Origin of the sequence: Nonomuraea sp. NPDC049129 (assembly GCF_040648495.1) — a bacterium.
GTDB lineage: Bacteria > Actinomycetota > Actinomycetes > Streptosporangiales > Streptosporangiaceae > Nonomuraea.
The window spans coordinates 23,210-41,421 of the sequence record NZ_JBEZDU010000042.1 but is presented as its reverse complement, the minus strand read 5'-3'; the positions used below and the strand labels follow the sequence as shown (position 1 = coordinate 41,421).

The window sequence follows — 18,212 nt, the reverse complement described above, 5'->3', positions numbered from 1 at the left end:
GCTCAGGCGGCGGTCGTCTGCTCCCGCCGCTCGGCTCGCGGCTGGTTCGCCTGGCTGTCACTCGTACGGCGGGTGCGCAGGGCGTACAGGCTGACCGGGATCGCCGTCAGCACGAGCACGGCCGCCAGCACCAGCGTGAACTGGTAGGCGTCGAGGAAGGCGGCCAGCGGCGGCCGGTCACTGGCGCTCTGCCTGGAGCTCAGGACCGCGCCCAGGACGGTGATGCCGAGCAGCCCGAACACCTCGCGCGACACGTTCAGCACCCCAGAGGCGACGCCCGACCTGCCCTGGGGCATGCCGGAGAGGATCGCGGCGGTCAGGGGCACCAGGAGGCCGCCGCCCAGGCCGTACAGCAGGAACCAGGGGACCACGTCGCCGTACCCGCCGTCGGCGCCGATCCCGGAGATCATGAACAGGGCGCCGCCCATCAGCGCCATGCCGAGCGCGACGGTCGGGCCGATGCCCAGCCGCGCGCTGACCCGCTGCGACAGGATCGCCGTGACCGCCATGACCAGGGCCATCGGCACGAACGCGGCGCCGGCCTCGGAGGGGGAGAAGGCGAGCACGTTCTGCAGCCAGAGAGCGCTGAAGAAGTAGATGCCGAACACGCCGAACGACCAGATGCCCATGGTGATCAGGCCGCCGCTGAACATCCGCGCCCTGAACAGTGACAGGTCGATCATCGGCTCGGCGGACCGCGCCTCGATGAGCAGGAACGCCAGCGCCGCCGCGAGCGCCACACCGAAGGCGGCCAGGATCTCCGGCGAGGTCCATCCGGCGCCGTCGCCCTCGATCAGCCCGTAGGTGAGGGCGAACAGCGCGAGCGCCGAGGTGACCAGGCCCGGCAGGTCGAGGCCGCGCCGTACCCGGGTGAAGGCGGGACGGACGGCCCAGAGCGCGAGGCCGAGCGTGACCAGCCCGATCGGCACGTTGATCAGGTAGATCCAGCCCCAGTGCAGCCGCTCACTGATGAAGCCGCCGGTCACCGGGCCGAGCGCCATCGACAGCGCGCCGGAGGCGCTCCAGATGCCCACGGCCCGCCCGCGCTCGCCCGGGTCGGGGAAGATCTGCGTCAGCAGCGAGAGCGCCGTCGGCGTGAGCATGGCCGCGCCGAGACCCTGCACGGCGCGGGCGGCGATCAGCATGGTGCCGTCGGTGGCCAGCCCGGCGGCGAGGGACGACAGCGTGAAGATCACCAACCCCGTCGTGAACACCCGCCGGGCGCCGAACACGTCGGCCAGCCTGCCGCCTACCAGCATGAGCCCGGCGAACACCAGGATGTAGCCGCTCACGATCCACTCCAGACCGGAGATCGTCAGCCCGAGCTCCCGCTGGATCGTCGGCAGCGCGACATTCGCCAGGTTGTTGTCGAGGTAGGTCATGAAGGTCCCGAGCGTCACCGCGGTGAGCGCCCACCAGCGCCGGTCCATGTTCGTCTCCTATACGTCGTACTTGTACGTCGTATAGTGAACTTGTACGTCGTATAGTTGTCAACCGTGATGGGAAAACTGACCGCGGCGGCCATCGTCGAGCGGGCCCTGGAGATCGGTGACGCCGAAGGGCTCGACACCGTGACGATCAGGCGCCTGGCGGCCGACCTGGGCGTGACGCCGATGGCCCTCTACTGGCACTTCAAGAACAAGGACCAGCTGCTCATCGGCATGGCGGACCACCTGATCCTGGGCTTCGGGATCAAGACCGAAGACGACGACCGCCCGTGGCCCGACCGGCTACGGGAGCTGGTCGAGGGTCTGATCAGGGTCCTGCGCGCCCACCCGTGCGCGAAGAGCGTGCTGGAGCAGGTGGACCAGGGCGCGGTGCCCAGCTTCCTGGCGGTCTGGGACCTGGCGCTCGGGCTGGCGCGGGCGGCGGGGTTCACCGTGGAAGAGTGCTGCCTGATCTCCAAATACCTGCTGCAGAGCGCCATCTCCATCGCCGACGCCCCGGTCCACTTCCGCTCCCGCCATACTTCGGAGGAGATCGCCGAGATCGTCCGGGTGAAGCGCCTGGGCCTGGAGTCCCTGCCGGCGGACCAATACCCGAACCTGGTGGAGATGGCGGGCCCGATGGTCGAGGGGATGACGGCCGGCTTCTACGACTCGTTCGGCGTGGACCTGGTCATCAGCGGCGTGGAGGCTTTGGCGGCCAGGCGTTAGGGTGCTCGGCATGACTTTCGAGCTGGTCTGCGAGATCGAGCCGCCCACCACGCCGGACCTGAAGCACGTCCGGCACCAGATCGGCACGATGAGCAAGATCGCCCACTCGTTCCTCATCCCTGACAACCACATCGGCCGGGCGACCGTGTCCAGCGTGGCCGTCGCGCACGAGGTCGAGGCGATGGGCGGGCGGAGCATCGCCTGCCTCAACTCCCGCGACCGCAACCTGCTCGGCTTCCAGCGCGACCTGCTGACGGCCGCGGCCTACGGGGTCGACCAGTTCCTGTTCGTCTACGGTGACAAGCCGGCGAGCGGCAACCGGACCAGCGACCTGACCGTCCGCTCGATGATCGAAGAGGCCAGGAACTTCGACGGCGGGTTCCGCGTCGGCGCGGCGGCCGGGCTGCGTCCCCTGCCCGCCTGGAAGCGCGCGGCCGACTTCCTGTTCCTCCAGGTCGGTTTCTCCCTGGAGGCACTGCTGCGCTGGCGCGAGGCCAACCAGGTCGACATGCCGGTCTACGCGGGGGTGATGGTGCTGGCCAGCGAGCGCCACGCCCGCACGTTGGCCGCGGCGATCCCCGACATCGCCATCCCCGACCGGCTGATCCACGCGGTGGCGGCCGACCGCATGGCGGGCGTGGACGCGGCCTGCGAGCAGGTCCTGGCCATCCGCGACTCGGGCGCCTTCGACGGCGTCCACCTGATCCCGGTCAGCCGCTACCGCGACGTGGAATCACGGCTGGCCGCGGCTTTCCGCTGAGGCCGCTGCTGCGCTCCTGAGCGCCGGGAAGCCGACCATCACGTCTGTCGCGGCCGGGCCAGCGCCGCGAATAAGGCGCCCGTCAGGGCGACGGCGAACAGCATCGCGTACGTTCGCTCGAACCCGTGCATCACCTGCCCCACCGCCACCGGCGACAGCTTGGCCAGCGTCCCCGCGTACACCTGGGCCCGTTCGGCGGGCCCCACCGAGCCGGCCAGGACGCTCAGTGACACGCCCACGCTGATCACGATCCCCATGTTCATGATCATCACCCGGAACCCGTTGACCACCCCCAGGCTGCCGCGCGGCAGCGCCCGCATGACCTGTGTGGTGTTGCCGGTCAGGAACGTGCCGCTCCCGCACCCGGCCACGAAGAGGCCGACCCCGATGATCCAGTACGGCGTGGCGGGGTCCGCGGTCAGCATCAGCGTGCCGAGCCCCACGGCGCTCATCAGCGCGCCGCCGATCGACACGGCATACGGGGAGATCTTCAGCGAGCCCGCCAGCGGTGAGGCCAGCGCCATGCCGACCGGCACCGGTAGCACGCTCAGCCCGGCCGTGAAGGCGTCCACGCCCCTGGCCGCCTGGAAGTACAGCGCCACGACCAGGATCAGCGCCGAGCGGGCCAGCGCGTTGCAGAACGAGGCCAGGTTGGCGAAGGCCAGCAGCCGCTCCCCGAACAGCCGCAGGTCGAGCACCGGATGCGCGGCCCGCCGCTCCACCAGCGCGATCACCGGCACCAGCACCGCGAACACCGCCACCCCCGTCAGCACGGCAGGGCTCGACAGCCCGGCGGAGCCCGCCTCAGACAGGGCGATGAGGATGGCCGAGAGCGCGGCGAACACCAGGGCGTTGCCCAGCGCGTCCACCGGTTCGCGGGGGCCCCGGGGCATCTTGCGCAGGATCACCGCGCCCCAGCCGAAGGCGATCAGGCCGGCCGGTACGTTCACCCAGAAGATCCACTGCCAGCCGGCCGTGTCCGCGATGAGCCCGCCCAGCGTCGGCCCGGCGAGCTGCGCCACGGAGAGGGTGCCGATGTAGACGCCCATGCCCTGGCTGAGCCGGTCGGGCGGGAACGCGTCAGTGATGATGACCGTGCCGTTGGCCAGGATCATCGCCGAGCCGACCGCCTGCAGCACGCGCATCGCGACCAGGAACCACACGCCCGGCGACAGCCCGGCCAGCAGCGAGGCGACGGTGAACAGCGCGAACCCGGCCAGGTAGATCTCCCGCCGCCCCAGCAGGTCGGCCACCCGGCCGAAGAACACCAGGCTCGCGGTGTTGACCAGCAGGAACGCCAGCAGGATCCAGCCGGACTCGAACGGGCTCGCGTGGAAGTGCCGGACCACGGCGGGTAGCGCGACGTTCAGGGTGCTGCCCGCGATGCCGATGAGGACGAGACCGAGGCTGGTGACCGAGCACACGCGCCAGGCGTAACGGAGGCGGTCGTCGTACGCGAGGGGCATGCGGTCCACTATGACGTACGACGTACGTCCGATTTGTCGGGGGGTTATCTGGCCCGCTTGCGCAACCCGTCAAGATCGTGGATCACCACGCGCCGCCGCCCGGTCTCGATCAGCCCGCGGTCCCGTAGCAGCCGCAGCGCCTTGCTGACGGCCTCGCGCGAGGCCCCGGTCCACCCGGCCAGCTCGTCCTGGGAGAGCGGCAGCGCGACGCGTACGCCGCTGTTGGTCTTCTCGCCGTAGCGCTCGGCCAGCTCGATCAGCCTGGTCGCCACCCGGCCCGTCGTGTCGAACGCCCCGTACTCGATCCGCTTCCGGTCCGCGTCGCGCAGCCGTCCCGTCACCAGCTGCATGAGCAGTACGGCGATGCGCCCATGGGCCTGCAGGAACGCGGGAAAGTCGCGGACCACGATGCCCGCGATCGGCTCCAGCGCGGTGACCGTGGCCGACCGCGGTGAGCCGTCGATGGCCGACATCTCCCCGAGCAGCCCGCCCGGCCCGCGTACGGCCAGCACCACCTCGGTGCCGCTGCTCGTGTGCGACGAGACCTTCACCCGGCCCTCGGTCAGGACGAGCACCCAGTCGGAGGTGTCGCCCTCGCTCATCACGGTCGTCCCGCGCTCCCACCTGCGCGGGCGTCCCGCGGCGCGCATTTCCTCGACCTCGTCGGCTGTGAGCATGGAGAGGAACTCGCCGGGATCTGGGTTCATGCGCCGATTATGTCGGTACGGTCAGCGCCCTTCTAGGTCATTGCGGTCAGAACGTAGGCACCCACGAGTTCTTCCTTGCCCTTGAGGCTCAGCTTTCCGAGGGGGTTCACCGTGACGCCGGCTCCCAGTTGCCTGCGCGTCGTCTCGCCGATCACCACCGTGCCCGGCTCGGCGAGGGACTGCAGCCTGGCGGCCACGTTCACGCAGTCGCCCATCGCGTTGAAGCCGCGCAGCTCCGGGCTGCCGATGTTGCCGACCAGGGCGGGACCGGTGTTGACGCCGACCCGGAACGTCGGCCAGGCTTCCGCGTCCTCCCGCTTCCAGGCGATCTCCTCGGCCACCTCGGAGGCGGCCTCCTGCATGGCCAGCGCGGCCCGGCAGGCCGCCCTGGCGTGGCCGTTCTGCGTGGCCGGGGCGTTGAACAGGGCCAGCAACGCGTCGCCGACGAACTGCACGATCGTGCCGCCGTTGGTCAGGATGCAGGGCACCGCGGCCGTGTGATAGCGGTTGAGCATCTCGACGATCTCGCCGGGCGTGACCCGCTCCGAGAACGTGGTGAAGCCCTTGAGGTCGGCGAAGAGCGCGGTCAGCTCCTTCATCTGACCGCCGAGCGCCGCCTGACCGGGGTCGGCGAGCAGGGCATTGGCCACGTCAGGCGACATGTACTGCCGGAAGAGCGTGTCGAGCTCCTGGTAGAGGCGGGCGTTCTCCAGCGAGATCGAGATCTGCCCGGCCAGGGTGGCGGCCAGCGCCTCGTCCTGCGCCGTGCGGCCGACCGGCACCTCGAGCACGCCCGCCAGGTTGCCCTTGACCGTCAGCGGGAAGGCGAACAGGTTGTCGCGTCTGATGGGGCCGTCTCCGGCGAACTCGTACGCGCGGGAGCCGATCTGCGTCTTGCCGTCGGCGACGAGGCCGATCCGCACGTCGCCGTACGCCTGACGGACGCGTTCGAGCGTGGTGGCCAGGAGGTCGCTCTCGGACTGGCGTACGCGGGTCTGGGCGCTCACCGCCACCAGGGCGCTCAGTCGCTCAGAGAGGTCACGCTCGCGGGCCAGTGCCTCGCCGGCCCGGTCGAGTACCGCGGCCTGCCCCTCGTTGAGCCGGAACTTGTCCGATAACCGGGTGGCCGCCAGCGATTCTCCGCGCCGTACGTGCTCGACCAGCTCTTCCAGGGCCTCGTCGTAGTGCAGCTGGATGCGGGCCACGGTCGCCGACAGCGCCACCGAGTCGAACAGGCCGCCGCTGGACCCCTCGCGCCTGAACTGGATGTAGGCGCTGTAGGCGACGAAGACGAAGGCCAGCGTCAGCAGGATGTGCCACTCCCACCAGGACAGGTGCCAGTTGAGCTGCGACATCCCGGCGATCATGGCCTCGGCGAGCAGCGCGTAGGCGGTGATCAGGCTGACCAGCATGGCCGACGGCCGCTGCCGGTGCAGCTGGAACATCATCACGCTGGCCGCGCCGTACAGGCCGAGGCCCGGCAGCGACAGCCACACGAGCCAGTTGACCGGCTCCTTGAGCGGGGGCTGGCTGAGCGGCGTCAGCCCCGGGATCAGCGAGGCGAGCCCCCAGAGGATCATGAATCCGAGGAGCACGCCCCGGATGAGGTGCTGGGATCTCATGACGGTCAGTGCCGCCCGCTCGCCCAGCGGGAACGCCGAGGCGAACGCGAACCCCGAGGCGATCGTCAGCCCGACCTGCTGCCCGAGGTCGAACCCTATGGATCCGGTGGGCAGGATGATCTGCGGAGTGGCCAGGCCGTGCAGGAAGAAGAAGCCGGCGCTGGCCAGGAACACCATCGAGACCAGGAAGAGCCGGGCGTCCTGCCGCTTCCGCGACGCCTCGCTGATCAGCGCGCCGAGCGCCACGTTGAGGCCGGCCACCGAGATGATCATCCAGAAGTGGCTGGAGTGGTGCTCCCACATGATGTTGAGGTGGCTCTGGGCCAGCAGCAGCCACAGGCCGAGCAGCGGCAGGACCAGATGGATGGCCCAGACGACCCCTCGCACCGGCTGCGTGGCAGGAGGGAGGTAGGGACTGGCGGTCGACAAGGTCATCCTCCGTGGAATGCGTGCGCCCCCGAACGGTCCCGATTATCCATCGTAGACAGGCCCGGCCACTGCGTCCTTTTACCCACAGCCGACTTTCATGACTGGTCAAGTAGCGTCACCGCTTTCTGTCCGGTTTGTCCTGTAATGAACCTGTTATGCGATTCCTGTCATCCGTTGGAACGGTTGAAACGTGAACCTCATGCTCAACCTGAGCAACACAGGTTCCTCGGAAGGAAAGCCGTGGCTATCAAGATTCGCGGTGCGCGCACGCTCACCCTCGCCACTGTTGGAGCGCTCGCCGCCTCGCTCCTCGCCGTTGGCGGAGTCGCCACCGCGTCGTCGGCTTCAGAGGTGTACGCGTGCGTGCACAAGAAGACCCGGTACGCCCGCATCGTCAACGCCACCACCCCCTGCCGGAAGACGGAGGTCCGGATGGTGATCGGCGGCGGCGGTCAGTCGACGACCACGATCACGGAGGGCACCAAGGGCGACACCGGCCCGCAGGGCCCGAAGGGTGACACGGGCCTCCAGGGCCGTCAGGGCTTCCCCGGCAAGAACGGCAAGGACGGCAAGGACGGTCTGCCCGGCAAGGACGGCAAGGACGGTCTGCCCGGCAAGAACGGGACCGACGGCAAGGACGGGCTCCCGGGCAAGAACGGCACCGACGGGGTCGATGGCAAGGACGGCAAGGACGGCCTTCCGGGCAAGGCCGGCGCCGACGGCAAGAACGGTCTCCCGGGCAAGGACGGCGCCGACGGCAAGGACGGCGCTGACGGTAAGAACGGCCTGCCGGGCAAGGACGGCCTGCCGGGCAAGGACGGTAAGGATGGCAAGGACGGTGTAGACGGCAAGGGCATCACCTACACGACCTACACCCGCTCGAACGCCTTCAGCTCGGGCAGCGGCTCCGTCTCCTGCAACAGCGGCGACGTGGCGACCGGCGGCGGCTTCACCATCAGCGGCAACGGCAACGTCACCAGCAGCGCCCCCAGCGGCGGGTCTGGCTGGTCGGTCACCGCGGCCAAGAACGACACCACCAACAACCTGACCGGCGGCAACCACGGCGGCGTGAGCGGCACCGTCTACGTGGTCTGTCTCAAGAAGTCCTGACCCTCAAGAGGTCCTGACTCACCAGACTCTCTGACAAGCGAAGGCCGGTACGACAGCACCCCGTACCGGCCTTCGCGCTGAAACCTCAGCCGAACAGCGCCGGCAACGTGCCGGAGTGCGTCTCGCGCAGCTCCGCGACCGGCACCTCCAGCACCCCCTCCACCACCAGCGACGTGCCGCCGGTGGTGCCGAGGCCGTAGCAGGGCACCTCGTGGTCGGCGCAGAGCGCGGCGAACCGGTCGAACGCCTCCGGCCGGACCATCACCAGCGCACGGGCCGACGACTCGCTGAACAGGTCGGTGAACGCCTCGCCGCTCAGCGCCACCGTCGCCCCGATGCCCCGCGCCAGGCAGGACTCGGCCAGCGCGATGGCCAGGCCGCCGTCGGACAGGTCGTGGGAGCCCTCAAGGAGTCCTTGAGCGGCGGCTTCCACCAGCACGGTGGCCATGGCCTGCTCGGCCGCCAGGTCGGCCGCCGGCGGCAGGCCGCCGAGGTGGCCGTGGGCGACGTGCGCCCACTCCGACCCGCCGAACTCCTCCTTCGTCTCACCGAGCAGCGCGATGCGCAGGCCCTCGGCGACGAACCCGGTGGCGACCCGCTTGGCCACGTCGTCGATCACGCCGAGCACGCCCACGACCGGTGTCGGGTGGATCGGGGTCGAGCCGGTCTGGTTGTAGAAGGAGACGTTGCCGCCGGTCACCGGCACGCCGAGGGTCCGGCAGGCGTCGGCGAGCCCGCGTACGGCCTCGGCGAACTGCCACATGACCTCGGGGTCCTCCGGCGAGCCGAAGTTGAGGCAGTTGGTGACGGCCAGCGGGCGGGCACCGGTGACGGCTACGTTGCGGTAGGCCTCGGCCAGCGCGAGCTGGGCGCCCGCGTAGGGGTCGAGCCGCGCGTAGCGGCCGTTGCCGTCGGTGGCCAGGGCGATGCCCCGGGTCGTCGGCTCGGCGCCGGCCATGACTTCGGAGATGCGCAGCATCCCGGCGTCGGCGGGCTGGGCGAGCACGGTGTTGGAGCGGACGTAACGGTCGTACTGAGAGGTCACCCACTCCTTCGACGCCAGGTTCGGCGAGCCGAGCAGCTCCAGCAGCGTGGCGCGCAGGTCGGCGGGCCGGTCGAGGCGGTCGGGGGTGTCGGCGTTGAGCGCGACCTGCCCGGCGGGCTCGTGGAAGGGCCGCTCGTAGACCGGGCCGTCGTCGGCCGCGGTGCCGGGCGGGATGTCGACGATCGTCTCGCCGTCCCAGGTCATCACCAGCCGGCCGGTGTCGGTCACCTCGCCGATCACGGTGGCCGGGACATCCCACTTCTCGCAGATCGCCATGAACGCCGCGATGTCCGACGGTCGGACGACGGCCATCATCCGCTCCTGCGACTCGCTCATCAGGATCTCCTCGGGCCTGAGCGAGGGGTCGCGGAGCGGGACCAGGTTGAGGTCGACGTGCATGCCGCCGGTGCCCTTGGCGGCCAGTTCGGTGGTCGCGCAGGAGACGCCGGCCGCGCCGAGGTCCTGGATGCCCACGACCACGTCGGCCGCGTAGAGCTCCAGGCAGCACTCGATGAGCAGCTTCTCCATGAACGGGTCGCCGACCTGTACGGCGGGCCGCTTGGCGTGCGACTCGTCCTCGAAGGTCGCCGAGGCGAGCACCGACGCGCCGCCGATGCCGTCGGGCCCGGTCGAGGCGCCGAACAGCACCACCTTGTTGCCCGGCCCCGGCGCGGTGGCCAGCTTGATCTGGTCCTTGCGCAGCAGGCCCACGCAGAGCGCGTTGACCAGCGGGTTGCCGATGTAGCAGGGGTCGAAGACGACCTCGCCGCCGATGTTGGGCAGGCCCAGGCAGTTGCCGTAGCTGCTGATGCCCTCGACCACGCCGGGCAGCACGCGCCGGGTGTCGTTCTGGTCGGCGCCGCCGAAGCGCAGCGCGTCCATGACCGCGATCGGGCGGGCGCCCATCGACATGATGTCGCGGACGATCCCGCCCACGCCGGTGGCGGCGCCCTGGTGCGGCTCGACGTAGGACGGGTGGTTGTGCGACTCGATCTTGAAGGTGGCGGCCCAGCCGTCGCCGATGTCGACGACGCCGGCGTTCTCGCCCATGCCGACGAGCAGTGCGTCGGACTTGGGGGCCTTCGTGGCGAACTGCCGCAGATGCACCTTGGACGACTTGTACGAGCAGTGCTCGGACCACATGACGCTGTAGATGGCCAGCTCGGAGCCCGTGGGACGACGGCCGAGGATCTCCTTGACCCGGTCGTACTCCTCCTGCTTCATCCCCAGCTCGGCGAACGGCATCGGCTCGGCAGGCGTTTCGACGGCCCGCTTGACGCTGTCGGTGCTCACGCGTTCACCAGCTTCTTGAGGATGGAGGTGAAGAAGCCGAGCCCGTCCGTGCTCGGCGCGCCGACGAGGTTTTCGACGGCGTGTTCGGGGTGCGGCATGATTCCGACCACGTTGCCGGCCTCGTTGCGGATGCCGGCGATGTCGTTGACGGAGCCGTTGGGGTTGCCGAGGTAGCGCACGACCACGCGGCCGTCGGCCTCGAGCGCGGCGATCGTCTCGGGGTCGGCGACGTAGCGGCCCTCGCCGTGCTTGATCGGCAGCACGATCTCCTGGCCGGCCGCGAAGGAGTTCGTCCAGGGCGTGCCGGTCGCCTCGACCCGGAGCCGCTGGTCACGGCAGACGTAGTGCAGCGACGCGTTGCGCGTCAGCGCGCCCGGCAGCAGGTGCGCCTCGCACAGGATCTGGAACCCGTTGCAGGTGCCGAGCACCGGCAGCCCCTCACGGGCGGCCGGGACGAGCTCCCGCATCAGCGGCGCGAACCGCGAGATGGCGCCGCACCGCAGGTAGTCGCCGTAGGAGAAGCCGCCGGGCAGGAAGACGGCGTCCACACCCTTGAGGTCGTGGTCGGCGTGCCACAGCGGAACCGCTTCCGCGCCGGACAGTCTGATCGCTCTGGCGGCGTCCTGATCGTCGAGAGTTCCTGGAAAGGTGACTACCCCCACGCGGGCGCTCATGTCTTGCGTTCCTCCAGCGTTCGTGGTGTGCACCGCCAAGGTTATCTGGTGCTCGACGATGCCTCCCAACAGCGGTACGGCATGCCAGAAGGCGGGCCGCCATAACGGCCCGCGAAGGGGTCAGATGGAGCGGTCGGCTAGACGGCGGCCAGCTCGCGGGAGCGGCGGTTCGCCGTCTCCTCCCAGGCGAGGGTCTTGCGGAGGTGGACCGTGGTGCCGCGGCCGGGGGTGATGCCGAAGGAGATCTCGTCCACGACCGAGCGCATGATCAGCAGGCCACGGCCGTTCTCGGTGTCGGGGGGCGGAAAGTGCAGGGGCATCGAGGGCAGGCCGACCCCGTTGTCGACGACGCGTACGTCGCAGCGGCCGTAGCCGATCGAGGCCGTGACCTCATAGCGGTTGGCCGGGCCGCCATGGCGTACCGCGTTAGAGCACGCCTCGGAGACCGCGAGCAGCATGTCGGAGATGCACGCCTCGCTCACGTTGAGCGAACGCATCGCGTCCCCTAGCACTCGTCTGACCATCGGTATGCCGATCGCATCCCGAGGCAGCGCCAACGAGAACTCAATATCCACCGGACTCCTCCGGGCTCCGGAATGTCACCTGGAGTAGGTTTCCCCGTGAAATCGGGGCTAACCGCAAAATCACGTTGTTGTTATTTACTGTTGGCACGCCCGTGGCATTGTGGCATGCCGGAACCCGACTTTAGCCGCTCGCGGGTATTTCGATGCGTCAAATGTGCTGTTCTACTCTTCAACCCGCACGACGTAGTCCTCGATCACGGTGTTGGCCAGCAGCGTCTCGGCCATCTTTCGGACGTCCGCAAGTGCCGCCTCGTCGGCCGGACCGTCCAGTTCGACCTCGAAGCGCTTGCCCTGCCGGACGGCCGCGACGCCGGAGAAGCCCAGCCTGGGCAGCGCGCGGGCGATGGCCTGGCCCTGCGGGTCGAGAATCTCGGGCTTCAGCATGACGTCTACGATGACGCGCGCCACTGCGTTCCTCCTGGGTGCGGCGGGAGTTGGGAAAGCCAGCCTACCGGCGCGTGTGGCAGGCAACACAACGGGAACGGGGAGGGCATGGGGCTTGCGCTGAGGGCTGTGACGTCTGCCACCATGTCCCCAAACGCGTACGAACCACCACCACATGGTCCGACGCTCGAAAGGCTGGCCTAAGGTGGCAACCCCATCGACCCCGGCCCTGACCGCACAGGAGTGGCACGTGACACTCGACGCCTCTCGTGGTGCACAAGCACCCCCGGAGCTCGTCCAGCTCCTCACCCCCGAGGGTGAGCGGGTCGAGCACCCCGACTACGACATCGACCTCAAACCCGAAGAGGTCCGGTCCCTCTACCGCGACCTCGTGCTCGTCCGGCGCGTCGACCTGGAGGCGGTCGCTCTGCAGCGGCAGGGCGAGCTCGGCATCTGGGCCTCGCTGCTCGGCCAGGAGGCCGCGCAGATCGGCTCTGGCCGCGCGCTGACCGACGCCGACATGGCCTTCCCCACCTATCGGGAGCACGGCGTGGCCTGGTGCCGCGACGTCGACCCGGTGAAGCTGCTCGGCCTGTTCCGCGGGGTGAACCATGGCGGGTGGGACCCCAAGGAGCACAACTTCCACCTCTACACGATCGTGATCGGCAGCCAGACCCTGCACGCTGTCGGCTACGCGATGGGCGTCCAGCGCGACGACGCGAACGCGGCCGTCATCGCCTACTTCGGCGACGGCGCCAGCTCCCAGGGCGACGTGAACGAGTCGTTCGTCTGGGCCAGCGTGTTCAACGCGCCGATCGTGTTCTTCTGCCAGAACAACCAGTGGGCCATCTCCGAGCCCCTGGAGAAGCAGAGCCGCATCCCCCTCTACCGCAGGGCCTCCGGGTTCGGTTTCCCCGGCATCAGGGTCGACGGCAACGACGTGTTCGCCTGCCTCGCCGTGACCAGGCAGGCGCTCAAGAACGCCCGCGAAGGCCAAGGTCCAGTGCTCATCGAGGCGTTCACGTACCGGATGGGCGCCCACACCACCACGGACGACCCGACGCGCTACCGTGTGGCCAGCGAGCTGGAGGCGTGGAAGCTCAAGGATCCGATCGAGCGCGTCAAGGCGTACCTGTTCAAGAACGAGTTCGCCGACCAGGCGTTCTTCGACTCGGTCGAGGGCGAGGCCGACCAGCTCGGCGCCGACCTGCGCAGGCGCTGCCTGGCGATGCCCGACCCCGGGCCGCTCGCGATGTTCGAGCACGTCTACGCCGAGCCGCACGCGTTGATCGACGAGGAGCGCGCCCAATACGCCGCTTATCTGGAGGGCTTCAGTGAGTGAGCGAACCCCTGAGCGCCGCATGACCGTCGCGCCGAAGGAGGCGTCATGACCGTGCTCAGCCTGTCCAAGGCGCTCAACGAGGGCATGCGCAAGGCCATGGAGGACGACCCCAAGGTCCTCATCATGGGCGAGGACGTCGGCAAGCTCGGCGGCGTGTTCCGGGTCACCGACGGCCTGCAGAAGGACTTCGGCGAGGACCGGGTCATCGACACCCCGCTGGCCGAGTCGGGCATCATCGGCACCGCTATCGGCCTGGCGCTGCGCGGCTACCGGCCGGTGTGCGAGATCCAGTTCGACGGCTTCGTCTTCCCCGCGGCCGACCAGATCATCACTCAGCTGGCCAAGATGCCGATGCGCTCGCTCGGCGCGATCAAGCTGCCTGTCGTCGTACGCATCCCCTGCGGTGGCGGCATCGGCGCGGTCGAGCACCACAGCGAGTCGCCGGAGGCCTACTTCACGCACACCGCCGGACTGCGCGTGGTCGCCTGCTCCAACCCGGCCGACGCGTACACGATGATCCAGCAGGCCATCCGCTGCGAAGACCCGGTCATCTTCTTCGAGCCCAAGCGCCGCTACTGGGAGAAGGCCGAGATCGACACCGTCGGCACCGACTGGTGGCTGCCTCTCGACCGCGGCCGGCAGGTGCGCCAGGGCACGGACATCACGTTGATCGCCTACGGCCCGATGGTAAAGACCTGCCTGGAGGCCGCCACGGCCGCCGAGGCCGACGGGCGTTCGGTCGAGGTCCTCGACCTGCGCTCGCTCAACCCGCTCGACGCGCCGCTGGTGATGGAGTCGGTACGCCGTACCGGCCGGGCCGTGGTGGTGCACGAGGCGCCGATCAACAGCGGTTTCGGCGCCGAGCTGGCGGCCAGGATCACCGAGCAGTGCTTCTACCAGCTGGAATCGCCGGTGCTGCGCGTCGGCGGCTTCTCCACGCCCTACCCGCCGTCGAAACTGGAGGAGCACTACCTGCCCGACCTCGACCGGGTGCTCGACGCCGTCGACCGCGCCTTCGGCTACTGAGGAGGGGGACTCATGCGACGTGAATTCAAGCTCCCCGACGTGGGCGAGGGTCTGACCGAGGCGGAGATCGTCCGCTGGCACGCCAAGCCCGGTGACACGGTCAAGGTCAACCAGATCGTGGTGGAGATCGAGACGGCCAAGTCCATCGTCGAACTGCCGATCCCCTGGGACGGCGTGGTCTCCGGGCTGATGGCCGACGAGGGCCAGACGGTCGACGTCGGCAGGCCCATCATCGCCGTCGACACGGACGAACCGGACGACGCCTCCGGCAACGGGGCTCCCCGGACCGAGGCGGCTGACGCCGACCGGGCCGGGGCGGCTGACGTCGGCGAGGTAAAGGCGGACGCCGACCGGATCGAGGCGCTGGCGGACGACCTGGTCCCGCGTCCCCCGGCGGAGGGCGCCGTCGAACCCGGCGCCCACGGCAGCCCCGCCCCCAAGGAGGAACGCCAGGCGGTCCTGGTCGGCTACGGCGTCAAGACCGGCACCACCAAACGCCGCCCCCGCAAATCCCGCCCTGACGGGCCCGCCCAGTCACCCGTGGTCCCGGCCGCTCCCGAGCCGCCCGTGATCCCGGCCACCCCGGTCGCGAACCCGTCCCGCGTCGAGGTCACCGCGCCATCCGGCCCGGCGGCGCTACGGCGGGTCGCGGTCCTGGCCAAGCCACCGGTACGCAAGCTGGCCAAGGACCTGGGCGTGGACCTGACCACCCTGGCCGGCTCGGGCCCGAACGGCTCGATCACCAGGGACGACGTCCACGCAGCCGCGGAAGGGCCCGCCCCACGAGCGACCACGCAGCAGGGCGAGGAGGAGCGCATCCCGGTCAAGGGCGTCCGCAAGATGACCGCCCAAGCCATGGTGGCCAGCGCATTCACCGCCCCGCACGTCACCGAGTTCCTCCAGCTCGACGTCACCGAGACCATGGCGGCGGTCCGGCGCCTGCGTACGATCCCGGACTTCGCCGAGGTCAAGGTCTCGCCGCTGCTCCTGGTGGCCAAGGCCGTGCTCACGGCCGCCCGGCGCCATCCGATGATCAATTCCTCATGGGACGAGGCCGCTCAGGAGATCGTGGTCAAGCACTACGTCAACCTGGGCATCGCCGCCGCCACCCCGCGCGGCCTCGTCGTCCCCAACATCAAGTCCGCCCACGGGCTGTCCCTCCCCGAGCTGGCCGCCGAGCTGGGCCGGCTCACGGAGACCGCCAGGGCGGGCCGTACCCAACCGGCCGAAATGGCGGGCGGCACGATCACGATCACGAATGTGGGCGTGTTCGGCGTCGACACCGGCACGCCGATCCTCAACCCGGGTGAGGCCGCCATCCTCGCCTTCGGTCAGATCCGGGACATGCCGTGGGTGGTGGACGGCGAGCTCGCGGTACGCAAGGTGACGACGCTGGCGCTCTCCTTCGACCACCGGATCGTGGACGGTGAGCTGGGGTCGCTGTTCCTGCGCGACGTCGGCGCCATGCTGGAGGACCCACTCCGCATGCTCGCCTGGAGCTAATCAAGGGCGGGCGTGAGGACGCGCTTGTCGGCCGAGGTCGGGCCGTGTGACCCGACCCAGACGGGTGCGCCCAGAGCGTCCGCCACGGCCGCGGGCCAGTCGGTGACGGCGTCGCCGTACACCGGCTTGGCCCGCAGCAGCCGAGCGGTCCGCGTGGCGGGGTCGCCGAGCCGGAAGTCACCCCCCTCGTACGCGTGACACAGCCGCGAAACCGGCGCGTCCAGATGCGTCAGCGCCAGTGCGTCGACCCCGCCCGCCACCTCCACCGCGTATCGATGCGCCACGGCGTCGAAGTGCCCCACCCTGAACGGCCCCTGCCACGGCCCGGTGCCGTTGTGCGGCTCCGGCAGCTCCAGCGTGGGGTCCTCCGTGACCAGCGGCCCCGGCCCGTGCCGGGGAGTGTAGGTCCGCAGCACGCCCAGCCGCAGCGCCCCGGCCCCGCCGAGCAGCTCCAGCGCGTTCGCGAAGGTCGTGGTGCTCCAGGTCGTGTACGGATCGAACCCGTGGTTCTCGTCCAGCAGCACCCCCTGAGCTCCCTCGAACACCACCGGCCCCCGCCTGAGCAGCTCATCGGTGGAGTCCACCAGCCGCACCCGCGACGCGAACGCCCGATAGGCCGCCACGCAGTCCGCCACCGGCGGTCCGTCCACCCCCAGCGCCTCCCGCAGCAGGCCCAGCTTGCGGGTCAGCGTCGCGGGGGAGTCGCCCGCGCGCGGGGCGAGCGCGCCGTGCGACAGCGAGTACGCCATCGCCTCGCCGACGCCCATCCCGCACGACCCGTGCCGCTCCGCCCCGCGCGCCAGCTCGCGCCGCCGGCCCGCCTCGACGTGGTACGGCGTGGCCAGCAGGCAGTCCCGATGAACCGTGATCAGCCCGAACGGATCCGGCACGCCAAGTCGTTCCAAATGGGCGGCCTCGGCGGAGAGCGCCAGGGGATCGACCACCACGAACCTCGACAGATGCGTCGGCACCCCCCGCAGCGTCCCCGAGCCGAACTGCGCGAACGTGTGGTGCCGCCCGTCCGGCAGCACCACGTTGTGCGCCGCCTGGGCGCCGCCGTTGAAGCGGACCACCGCGTGGACCGGCCGGGTGGCGCACAGCCAGTCCACGACGGTGCCCTTGCCCGCGTCGCCGTACCCGAGGTCGACGACAATGACATGTTCGGTCACGAGTCGAGCCCGTCGAGCGGCTCCGACACCACGAGCGTGCCGCGGTCCAGCTTGGCCAGCGCCTTCGACACCGAGGCGCCCGCGGCGGAGCCGAGCCCGGCCAGGTCGTCGAGGCCCTCGTCGAGACCGATGGCGTCCTCGCCGAGCCCGATCGTGAGCGCGATCGTCTCGCAGACCGCGTCGAGGTCGTCGAGCTCCAGCACGTTCTGGCCGAGCAGGTCGCGCCAGACTCGCAGCACCCGCGCGTCGCCGGCGTAGCTGGAGCCGGCGGGCAGGATGTAGTAGACGTCGTACTTCTCGGTCAGCTCGGCGACGATCGCGGCCACGTCGATGTCGCGCGGGCGCGGGTCGCCGATCAGCTTGGCGACGGCCTTCCCGCTGACCCGCGGATAGGGCAGCTCGTCGCCGATGATGAACAAATATCCCCGCTTGCCGCGCTTGTCGTAGCAGTCGATCGAGGTGTGCCTGGCCATGAAGTACATGGCCAGCTCGTACGACTCCGACATCTGCCCGCCGCCCCCGCCCTCCAGCAGGATCTGCCCGAGCTGGTCGTCCATGCGGTTGTCGGACTCGAACTGCCCCACCTGGAGCGGCGCCCGGTCGCAGGTCGCGTCGCCGATGGCGCCGAACATGATCTGCGGGTCGGCCGCGTACCCCTTGCGCAGCAGCAGCCCGAGCAGGTCGGGCAGCTTGGCCTGCAGCGTACGCGGGACGTGGCCCATCGAGCCGGTCACGTCGAAGAGCACGGCGACGGCCAGCGAGTTCGGGTGCTCGTCGGAGTCGCGGCTCTCCCGCGTGACGCCGAACGGGTCGAGGTCGGGGTGGGTGGTGGAGGCGCCGCCGTCGCTGTAGGCGAAGGCGCTGGCGCCGGTGGCGGCCCGGTAGCGGGCGGCCGAGCTGTAGACGTCGGTGGACCAGATTCCGCTGCCCATGATGTTCTCC

Annotated in this window: 16 protein-coding genes; 6 read left to right on the top strand and 10 right to left on the bottom strand. The window is 70.0% G+C overall.

Going from position 1 to position 18,212, the window contains the following annotated elements:
• Positions 1-2: 2 nt before the first annotated feature.
• A complete protein-coding gene (locus AB0B64_RS57175; RefSeq protein WP_357939652.1) occupies positions 3-1,430 on the bottom strand; it encodes an MFS transporter in 1,428 nt (475 codons plus the stop codon).
• Between the two features lie 69 nt (positions 1,431-1,499).
• Between AB0B64_RS57175 and AB0B64_RS57170 the strand changes: the two genes are divergently transcribed.
• A complete protein-coding gene (locus AB0B64_RS57170) occupies positions 1,500-2,156 on the top strand; it encodes a TetR family transcriptional regulator (protein WP_358204334.1) in 657 nt (218 codons plus the stop codon).
• Between the two features lie 10 nt (positions 2,157-2,166).
• The gene (locus AB0B64_RS57165; protein ID WP_357939654.1) at positions 2,167-2,916 is read left to right on the top strand and encodes a methylenetetrahydrofolate reductase; all 750 of its coding nucleotides are present in this window, start codon (positions 2,167-2,169) and stop codon (positions 2,914-2,916) included.
• Between the two features lie 38 nt (positions 2,917-2,954).
• Here AB0B64_RS57165 and AB0B64_RS57160 read toward each other — a convergent pair whose 3' ends face one another.
• The 3 genes from AB0B64_RS57160 to AB0B64_RS57150 are packed head-to-tail and all read right to left on the bottom strand — an operon-like array spanning position 2,955 to position 7,140.
• Positions 2,955-4,382, bottom strand: a complete 1,428-nt coding sequence (locus AB0B64_RS57160) for an MFS transporter (protein WP_358204273.1) — start codon at positions 4,380-4,382, stop codon at positions 2,955-2,957.
• A gap of 44 nt (positions 4,383-4,426) precedes the next feature.
• Positions 4,427-5,089 carry a Crp/Fnr family transcriptional regulator gene (locus AB0B64_RS57155; RefSeq protein ID WP_357939658.1) on the bottom strand — a complete coding sequence of 221 codons (663 nt, stop codon included), beginning with the start codon at positions 5,087-5,089 and terminating at the stop codon, positions 4,427-4,429.
• 32 nt (positions 5,090-5,121) lie between these two features.
• Positions 5,122-7,140, bottom strand: coding sequence for an adenylate/guanylate cyclase domain-containing protein (locus AB0B64_RS57150; protein WP_358204262.1), 2,019 nt, complete (start codon positions 7,138-7,140; stop codon positions 5,122-5,124).
• A gap of 240 nt (positions 7,141-7,380) precedes the next feature.
• Here AB0B64_RS57150 and AB0B64_RS57145 point away from each other — a divergent pair, with 240 nt between their 5' ends.
• A complete protein-coding gene (locus AB0B64_RS57145) occupies positions 7,381-8,250 on the top strand; it encodes a hypothetical protein (protein WP_358204253.1) in 870 nt (289 codons plus the stop codon).
• Between the two features lie 85 nt (positions 8,251-8,335).
• On the opposite strand, the gene purL is transcribed toward AB0B64_RS57145, so the two are convergent.
• From purL to purS, 4 genes are all read right to left on the bottom strand, one after another.
• On the bottom strand, positions 8,336-10,540 hold the full coding sequence (purL, locus tag AB0B64_RS57140; RefSeq protein WP_358204329.1) for a phosphoribosylformylglycinamidine synthase subunit PurL: 2,205 nt from the start codon (positions 10,538-10,540) through the stop codon (positions 8,336-8,338).
• A 44-nt stretch (positions 10,541-10,584) separates the two neighbouring features.
• On the bottom strand, positions 10,585-11,262 hold the full coding sequence (purQ, locus tag AB0B64_RS57135; RefSeq protein WP_357939663.1) for a phosphoribosylformylglycinamidine synthase subunit PurQ: 678 nt from the start codon (positions 11,260-11,262) through the stop codon (positions 10,585-10,587).
• A gap of 137 nt (positions 11,263-11,399) precedes the next feature.
• Positions 11,400-11,786 carry an ATP-binding protein gene (locus AB0B64_RS57130; RefSeq protein WP_225301701.1) on the bottom strand — a complete coding sequence of 129 codons (387 nt, stop codon included), beginning with the start codon at positions 11,784-11,786 and terminating at the stop codon, positions 11,400-11,402.
• Positions 11,787-12,008: 222 nt separating this feature from the next.
• Entirely contained in the window at positions 12,009-12,254 is a 246-nt protein-coding gene (gene purS, locus AB0B64_RS57125; RefSeq protein WP_225301645.1) for a phosphoribosylformylglycinamidine synthase subunit PurS, read from the bottom strand.
• A gap of 226 nt (positions 12,255-12,480) precedes the next feature.
• On the opposite strand from purS, the gene pdhA reads away from it, so the two are divergent.
• From pdhA to AB0B64_RS57110, 3 genes are read left to right on the top strand one after another with little or no spacing between them, the layout of a single operon-like run.
• Entirely contained in the window at positions 12,481-13,572 is a 1,092-nt protein-coding gene (gene pdhA, locus AB0B64_RS57120) for a pyruvate dehydrogenase (acetyl-transferring) E1 component subunit alpha (RefSeq protein WP_357939665.1), read from the top strand.
• 45 nt (positions 13,573-13,617) lie between these two features.
• On the top strand, positions 13,618-14,598 hold the full coding sequence (locus AB0B64_RS57115) for an alpha-ketoacid dehydrogenase subunit beta (RefSeq protein ID WP_357939667.1): 981 nt from the start codon (positions 13,618-13,620) through the stop codon (positions 14,596-14,598).
• Between the two features lie 12 nt (positions 14,599-14,610).
• A complete protein-coding gene (locus AB0B64_RS57110; protein ID WP_358204241.1) occupies positions 14,611-16,101 on the top strand; it encodes a dihydrolipoamide acetyltransferase family protein in 1,491 nt (496 codons plus the stop codon).
• Here AB0B64_RS57110 and AB0B64_RS57105 read toward each other — a convergent pair.
• Both AB0B64_RS57105 and AB0B64_RS57100 read right to left on the bottom strand, forming a co-directional pair.
• Positions 16,098-17,270 carry an adenylosuccinate synthetase gene (locus AB0B64_RS57105; RefSeq protein WP_358204236.1) on the bottom strand — a complete coding sequence of 391 codons (1,173 nt, stop codon included), beginning with the start codon at positions 17,268-17,270 and terminating at the stop codon, positions 16,098-16,100. The two genes, AB0B64_RS57110 and AB0B64_RS57105, sit on opposite strands and share 4 nt — an antisense overlap.
• A complete protein-coding gene (locus AB0B64_RS57100; RefSeq protein WP_358204229.1) occupies positions 17,267-18,202 on the bottom strand; it encodes a hypothetical protein in 936 nt (311 codons plus the stop codon). The genes AB0B64_RS57105 and AB0B64_RS57100 overlap by 4 nt, the downstream gene beginning before the upstream one ends.
• Positions 18,203-18,212 lie beyond the last annotated feature (10 nt).

What these genes read in the sequence shown, in the direction of transcription:
- AB0B64_RS57175 (WP_357939652.1), bottom strand. Translation starts at nt 1,430, where the DNA reads ATGGACCGGCGCTGGTGGGCGCTCACCGCGGTGACGCTCGGGACCTTC.
- AB0B64_RS57170 (WP_358204334.1), top strand. Translation starts at nt 1,500, where the DNA reads ATGGGAAAACTGACCGCGGCGGCCATCGTCGAGCGGGCCCTGGAGATC.
- AB0B64_RS57165 (WP_357939654.1), top strand. Translation starts at nt 2,167, where the DNA reads ATGACTTTCGAGCTGGTCTGCGAGATCGAGCCGCCCACCACGCCGGAC.
- AB0B64_RS57160 (WP_358204273.1), bottom strand. Translation starts at nt 4,382, where the DNA reads ATGCCCCTCGCGTACGACGACCGCCTCCGTTACGCCTGGCGCGTGTGC.
- AB0B64_RS57155 (WP_357939658.1), bottom strand. Translation starts at nt 5,089, where the DNA reads ATGAACCCAGATCCCGGCGAGTTCCTCTCCATGCTCACAGCCGACGAG.
- purL (WP_358204329.1), bottom strand. Translation starts at nt 10,540, where the DNA reads ATGCCGTTCGCCGAGCTGGGGATGAAGCAGGAGGAGTACGACCGGGTC.
- purQ (WP_357939663.1), bottom strand. Translation starts at nt 11,262, where the DNA reads ATGAGCGCCCGCGTGGGGGTAGTCACCTTTCCAGGAACTCTCGACGAT.
- AB0B64_RS57130 (WP_225301701.1), bottom strand. Translation starts at nt 11,786, where the DNA reads ATGGTCAGACGAGTGCTAGGGGACGCGATGCGTTCGCTCAACGTGAGC.
- AB0B64_RS57115 (WP_357939667.1), top strand. Translation starts at nt 13,618, where the DNA reads ATGACCGTGCTCAGCCTGTCCAAGGCGCTCAACGAGGGCATGCGCAAG.
- AB0B64_RS57110 (WP_358204241.1), top strand. Translation starts at nt 14,611, where the DNA reads ATGCGACGTGAATTCAAGCTCCCCGACGTGGGCGAGGGTCTGACCGAG.
- AB0B64_RS57100 (WP_358204229.1), bottom strand. Translation starts at nt 18,202, where the DNA reads ATGGGCAGCGGAATCTGGTCCACCGACGTCTACAGCTCGGCCGCCCGC.